Source organism: Methanohalobium sp., assembly GCF_046546175.1.
GTDB lineage: Archaea > Halobacteriota > Methanosarcinia > Methanosarcinales > Methanosarcinaceae > Methanohalobium.
In genome coordinates, this window is record NZ_JBKGYF010000094.1 from 1 (window position 1) to 6,306 (window position 6,306).

General features: G+C 35.0%; 7 protein-coding genes. 3 read left to right on the forward strand and 4 right to left on the reverse strand.

Annotated elements, in window-relative coordinates:
• Both ACLFMM_RS08660 and ACLFMM_RS08665 read right to left on the reverse strand, forming a co-directional pair.
• Positions 1-810 (reverse strand): hypothetical protein (locus ACLFMM_RS08660; RefSeq protein WP_410808336.1); only part of this gene is annotated, 810 nt, incomplete at its 3' end.
• 236 nt (positions 811-1,046) lie between these two features.
• Positions 1,047-1,274, reverse strand: coding sequence for a hypothetical protein (locus ACLFMM_RS08665; RefSeq protein ID WP_410808337.1), 228 nt, complete (start codon positions 1,272-1,274; stop codon positions 1,047-1,049).
• A gap of 21 nt (positions 1,275-1,295) precedes the next feature.
• Between ACLFMM_RS08665 and ACLFMM_RS08670 the strand changes: the two genes are divergently transcribed.
• The 3 genes from ACLFMM_RS08670 to ACLFMM_RS08680 all read left to right on the forward strand — a co-directional run bounded on the left by ACLFMM_RS08670 (position 1,296) and on the right by ACLFMM_RS08680 (position 4,974).
• Positions 1,296-2,744, forward strand: coding sequence for a transposase (locus tag ACLFMM_RS08670; protein WP_410808338.1), 1,449 nt, complete (start codon positions 1,296-1,298; stop codon positions 2,742-2,744).
• Between the two features lie 416 nt (positions 2,745-3,160).
• A complete protein-coding gene (locus ACLFMM_RS08675; RefSeq protein ID WP_410808339.1) occupies positions 3,161-4,489 on the forward strand; it encodes a glutamine synthetase family protein in 1,329 nt (442 codons plus the stop codon).
• A complete protein-coding gene (locus tag ACLFMM_RS08680; RefSeq protein WP_410808340.1) occupies positions 4,486-4,974 on the forward strand; it encodes a GNAT family N-acetyltransferase in 489 nt (162 codons plus the stop codon). The genes ACLFMM_RS08675 and ACLFMM_RS08680 overlap by 4 nt, the downstream gene beginning before the upstream one ends.
• A gap of 268 nt (positions 4,975-5,242) precedes the next feature.
• On the opposite strand, the gene ACLFMM_RS08685 is transcribed toward ACLFMM_RS08680, so the two are convergent.
• Both ACLFMM_RS08685 and ACLFMM_RS08690 read right to left on the reverse strand, forming a co-directional pair.
• Positions 5,243-5,428 (reverse strand): MM0924 family protein, encoded by a 186-nt coding sequence (locus ACLFMM_RS08685; RefSeq protein ID WP_410808341.1) that lies wholly within the window; start codon positions 5,426-5,428, stop codon positions 5,243-5,245.
• A gap of 27 nt (positions 5,429-5,455) precedes the next feature.
• On the reverse strand, positions 5,456-6,306 hold an 851-nt coding region (locus tag ACLFMM_RS08690; RefSeq protein ID WP_410808342.1), incomplete at its 5' end, for an IS5 family transposase.

Consider the following 6,306-nt stretch of genomic DNA (forward strand, 5'->3'; position numbering starts at 1 on the left):
GCTAATTTCAGATTCACCACTCTCATCAAATGGTTTAGCGTTTCCAAGGTCTCGAGTACCGGGATAATCATAATATGCCCAATCATGGTTTATATAAGCGTAGTTATTTAACCAATCGCTACTGTATTGTTGATTTCCTGGCATTAAAGTAACTCTGCTCCTGAGCATGAAATAATCTTTATCGCTATTTGTTTCTTCATCATCCCAATACCATCTGGTTCTTGTCTCATAGTCTCCATGTGGCGAGTATGTATATTCATTTGTATATGAACCTATTAGTTCCCAGTCATTACTTGTTGTTTCAAAGCTACTTGTAGTTATATCTGTACCATCTTCATTTATATCTAAATTAGATGGTTTGATACTTACATTCTTATACCACATGTCTGCTCTTGATAATGCTTTTTCGTATCCTTTTGACACATTGTTACAGTAACCTCTATATTCTTTAACAACACCATTTGAGAGTATCTTGAAACCATAGGCTACCAATTCTGTGTTCTTGGGTGATTTCAGGTTCTTGACTTTGCCTATATGTCTTGGTTCTTTTTTGTCACTCATTTCATTAAGAAACTTATCTATAAACATACTTCTCTGCTGCATAATGTTTTGATTATCTAGACTTTTACCTTCAATCATTATCGTATAGTTTTGAGCATCGCAGACTTTTGTATCCAGATTTTCACCCATGTTCGAATCTATAGTACAACCTGAACTTGCAGAAACTGTACCTGTAAAAAGTGTTAATATAAAAAATATAGCTATACCTAATTTTATTTTCATATATTCCACTTTAAATTCAGTATTCATTTTGTTTTACCTCCATTATCCAGAGGCAATCAAAAATGGTTTAAATTATAACAAACCAATATCCTTTTGCCTCTGGGCAACTTTTTGTTGGTATATTTTGAGTTCAACCACACCCCAGATTTGGTTGGACTCTCAGAACATCTTTTTCAATGTTCCATATTAGACTTGTAAGTGACTTTATAAATAATTTATAACCAAACCATCAAACTGTTTATATAGAAAATTCAAACTCTGGATCAGGAATCTATCAGTTTAAGGAAAACACTCTGTAAATCCATCCACTCCTCTTCAAGTCTTGATATTGTACCTCCTGATTTACTGACGGCTTTTGCAATCTCAGCACGCATGCCGCTATCTGCGTGTACCTGTAATGTTCCGTCCAGGGTTTTGACGTCATGAACTCCATCCAGCAGGTTCAACTTCTCAACCATGTCGTTGTATGATATATCCCAGACCTCAAGCAAATAGTTTACACCTTCTGATAAATGTTAGAAGATTCGAAAATTTACGTATTAAGCACATGGAGTAAAAAGAAAAAAGATAAAGAAAAGGATCAAGGAAAGATAAAAACTGGTTCAAATAAACTTGATGAAGAAAGTTCAGAAAACACAATTGAGAATAACGAACCAGAAAAGCAAAGTGTAACAGGTATAACTCTACCAAAGAGACTACCAGACCAGATAAGGAAAATTCGTGGTTTGTTTATCGCTAAAAGGGGGAGCGTTAAGAAAAACCACGCTTGTTGGATTGTTAAAGGTGACCAGAATAAGGAGTATCAAGTCAAGTTTGATAAACTAAAAGGTTTCAGTTGTAACTGTCCTGATTCTGAACACCGGATAACATGTTGTAAACATGTATATGCAGTAGAAGCTTTCGAAGTTGATTCAGAACTTCCATCTAAAGATGAATTGGATAGTAAACTCAAAGAGATTGAAGAGCAGCATAAAGAAGCTTCAAAATATTCTCAGAATTGGCCTGCATATAACAAATCCCAACGTACAGAGAAAGAAATGCTGTACAAAATCCTTGATGAAATATGTGATTTTCTTCCAGAACGCCAGCAAGGAAATGGGAGGCCAAAAACACCGCCAAAAGATATTGCCTTTTGTTCGGTGGCAAGAGTGTATAGTATGCTGTCTGGAAGACGGTTTGACACAGATGTAAGATACCTTCATGAAAAAGGATACATCCAGTCACATGTCCATTATAACACAATATATAATTGTATGAAAAGTAGTGAAATGGAGAGTTGGCTTCAATACTTAATCGATATTACTGGTCTTTCTTTCGTCAATGTAGAAGACCTATTTGGAGTCGATTCTACCGGTTTTTCTACATCAGTCACAGATACCTGGTATGAACATAAATATCAGGTAAAAAAGGATGAAAGAAAATGGATGAAATGTCACATAATGGCAGGAGTGGATTCAAACATCATAACTGCCGTCAAAGTGACTACAAACAGAGTAAATGATAATATACCGTTCGTTGATCTGATATATAGAACAGCAAATCGTTTCAATATTGAAGAAATAACAGGTGACAAAGCCTATAGTTCTAAGTCAAACATAAAACTGATACGCTACTTGGGTGCCGAACCATTCATCCCATTCAAAGAAAATCTTACAGGGAAATCAAGAGGTATAGTTGAATGGGCTGAAGAGTATCAGAAATTCGTTGATAATAAAGCTGAATTCTCTAAGCATTTCGGTTATCGTAACAATGTTGAGTCTATCTTCCATATGATGAAATCGAAATTTGGTGGAAAGTTAAAAAGTGTAGATGAGCAAGCATTGATAAACGAAGTGCTTTGTAAAGTTCTCTGTCACAATATCTGTGTACTGATACAGGAAGTCAATGAGAACAATGTCGAACTTCAACCAATGTATCAGGTTATGGACAATCCAGACGGAGGTGTTTGTGCAAGTGATTAAATACTAAATAAATACAAACAGAATCTTCAGGTCATCCATTATCATATAATTTTTCTTTTTTCATTCTCCAATTATTTTCTAAAGATTAAGTTTGATAACTACATTTTATATAATCAGTTAAAAAATTAGATTTGAAGTCTATGTATCAGGGTTATTCATTTGACGATTTTTTGTGCAAATAGTGCCTCAAACGGCAACCTGATTCCTTATAACAAATGCACAAAAAGTGGTTAGTTTGCACAAAAAATATAGGGGTTTTTAGGCAAAGCCGCTTTGACCAATAGTTTTATCAATAATAAAGACGACATTAGGTTACCTAATACCTGGTAAAATATACCGCATATTTACCACAATAAATAAAAAATATACAAACATTTAGTAGCATAAGTTATATAAAAATAAAAGCGGGCGATTGAATGAACATCAATACTAAAGAAGATGTATTAAAGGCCATAGAGCAGTACAATGTAAAGTTTATCCGGTTGCAATTCTCAGATATACAGGGAATTGTAAAGGATGTGGAAATCCCTGTATCCCAAATTGAAAAAGCGCTCGATACAGGAATATCCTTTGATGGTTCATCCATAGAAGGATTTGTAAGAATTGATGAATCAGATATGTTGCTAAGGCCTGATGTGTCAACGTTTGCAATCCTCCCTTGGAACCAGGGTAAAGGTGTTGTTGCACGTATGATATGTGATGTGTATCAACCAAATGGAAAACCATTCGAGGGTGACCCCAGATACGTACTCAAAAAGATGCTCAGAAGGGCAAAAGAAATGGGGTATGTATTCAATGTAGGTCCAGAACTTGAGTTTTTCATGTTTAACAAGGAAAATGGTGAAGCGACCACAAAACCCCATGACTTTGGCAGGTATTTTGAATTTGCACCTGCTGACCTGGCAGAAGATATACGCAGAGACATTGTACTGACACTCAGTGACCTGAATTTTGATATTGAAGCATCTCATCATGAAGTTGCATTTGGACAACATGAAATTGATTTCAAATACAGTGATGCTTTAACAACTGCTGATAATGTGATGACTTTCAAATATGTCACAAGGACTGTTGCAAAATTACATGGCCTACATGCAACTTTTATGCCCAAACCTATCTATGGTGAAAATGGTTCAGGAATGCATGTCAATCTTTCATTGTTCGAAGATAAAGGTAATGCGTTTTATGAGCCAAATGGTGATATGGAAATCAGTGATGTTGCCCGCTGGTTTATAGGTGGGGTATTAGGACATATAAAAGGAATAACTGCAGTAACCAATCCAATAGTTAATTCCTATAAACGTCTTGTACCAGGTTACGAAGCACCTGTATATATATCATGGTCAGGAGCAAACAGAACATCATTAATCCGTATTCCAGCCGCACGTGGAAATAGTACCCGGCTGGAGTTGAGGAATCCGGACCCATCATGTAACCCATACCTAGCCTTTGCAGCAATTCTTGGAGCAGGTTTGGAAGGCATCAGAGAAAAGATTGATCCTGGTGAAATGGTAGAATCCAATATATTTGAATTAAGTGAACAAGAACGGGCAAAAAAGAATATAGATACACTTCCATCTATGATTAATGAAACTGCATACTATTTGGAAAATGATGAACTTCTCAGGGATGTCCTTGGACCGCATGTGCACAATAACATTCTTAGGATTGCAAAAGCAGAGTGGGAAGAGTATCGTGTACAGGTGCATGACTGGGAAGTTAACAGATATCTGAATTCTATATGAATTGCCTCATACATGAAGCATGTCCGGGTGATTATCATCGGATTCGCAGGTTTATGGAACTTGTGAACGATGATTTTACCCCTCCTCTTGATAAAAGGAAGATAAATCTAGAAGAGCGGATTCAGGATACTTTTGATAAACTTGATTCTGGGTACTTTATTGCAGAATCACAGACAATGGATTCAAAAATTTCTATTATTGGTTTGATAGGATTTGATAAATACTGGAAAAGTGGAAAAGATGCATATATCAATTTTCTGGCGATACATCCAGAATATCGAGGATTGGGTTTAAGTTCAAAACTTGAAAGAGAACTTGAATCAAAGCTATTACAGGAAGGAATCCAACATATAAATGTATGTACATGGTCCACAAATAAACCAGTTTTAAATTTTTATGAAAAAAATAATTATCAGGTGAACCATGTCCTGAAAAATGATAGAGGAAATGGAATAGATACCATCTATTATTGCAAATGTTTGTAATTTTTTATTAATTAGGCAAAAAGTTAAAGGGCTTATATAGTAATATTTTGGAGTAGAATATGGATTTTGGTATGCTATTAGAAATTATTAGGATGACACTTTCATTAAATTTTTAAATTTGAGTTCTATTTTACATTTCATATTAATTTTACTTATTTATTAAATGAGTAAAACAGGTTTCCTTTTGATGTATTATTTGCACAAAAATCATGAAAAAGTAAAAAATGAAGATGTTTGGTAACTCAATCAAGTGGGTTACCAGTAAACGTTATACTCTTTTCCAGATTGCTGTTATTTTATCAACTTCAATATGAGTATATTCGTTTCCAATATCCCATTTCAGACTTAATACTCCATCATTACATTCAGCAGCTGTGCCATGATACGTTTTACCTTCAGCATCAAGTGATACCTTTTTGTCTATATAATACTTGTTTATAAACGCTTCTTTCAATTTTACACCCCCTTTTATTACATAAAGTTAAGTAAAATACCTATTTATTTCGGCTCTGTAGAAAACCTTTACGATAATTAAAATGCCATAATTTACTATAGACCTGTGGATATTGTACAGGATTAATTTTGTTTTGACTTCTTTGACTTGGTTTCGATATTTTCTTGCTTTGACCTCTTCGCCGAACAATCTTTTTATGACAGATATCACAGTTTCAACAAGGTTTCTCTCAAAGTAGATGACTTCACAAAAATTTATGTACATTTCTTTCCTGTATTTGCCGTTGATTTTTTTCCTGGATTTATTTCTTATAGGAATGATAGCGTAAGACCCCAATTCATCTCTTATCAGTTCATGGATTTGTTCTGAATCATAGCCTTTATCCATGACGTAGTAAAATGGTTTTTTAATACTGTGGGATTGTCTAAGTAGAGGTATCGCATGTTTGATATCATGTACAGGGTTTTTGGTGATTTTTTCTGCTAATATAATCAGTTTATCCGTATCCACGGATATCGAAGTTTTCAGAAAATTCTTGCGGTACGTATCGGTCCTCAATGAATAATAGTAGCTTGCATAACAGCTGGTCATCCCAGAGGCATCGACTGCTACTATACCGGGGCTGTTGCCCCGGTTATAGAACAGTTTCACTGTTTGATTGAGTATCCGGTTGAACTTGTAAGTGGAAATCCTGCTAACGAACTTTTGTAATGTAGTAAAGTGTGGAACCTTCTCAAGTTCCAGTATATCTATAACTGGATACATGAGTTCCAGTCTTTGAGTGAAACTCCTGTAATCGGCAACCATGTACTCTTTAAACAGTACCAGAACCATCAACTGGTGCTGGTCATAATCCTTTTTGGAGTATTTACTCGAAT

What these genes read in the sequence shown, in the direction of transcription:
- ACLFMM_RS08670 (WP_410808338.1), top strand. Translation starts at nt 1,296, where the DNA reads ATGTTAGAAGATTCGAAAATTTACGTATTAAGCACATGGAGTAAAAAG.
- ACLFMM_RS08675 (WP_410808339.1), top strand. Translation starts at nt 3,161, where the DNA reads ATGAACATCAATACTAAAGAAGATGTATTAAAGGCCATAGAGCAGTAC.
- ACLFMM_RS08680 (WP_410808340.1), top strand. Translation starts at nt 4,486, where the DNA reads ATGAATTGCCTCATACATGAAGCATGTCCGGGTGATTATCATCGGATT.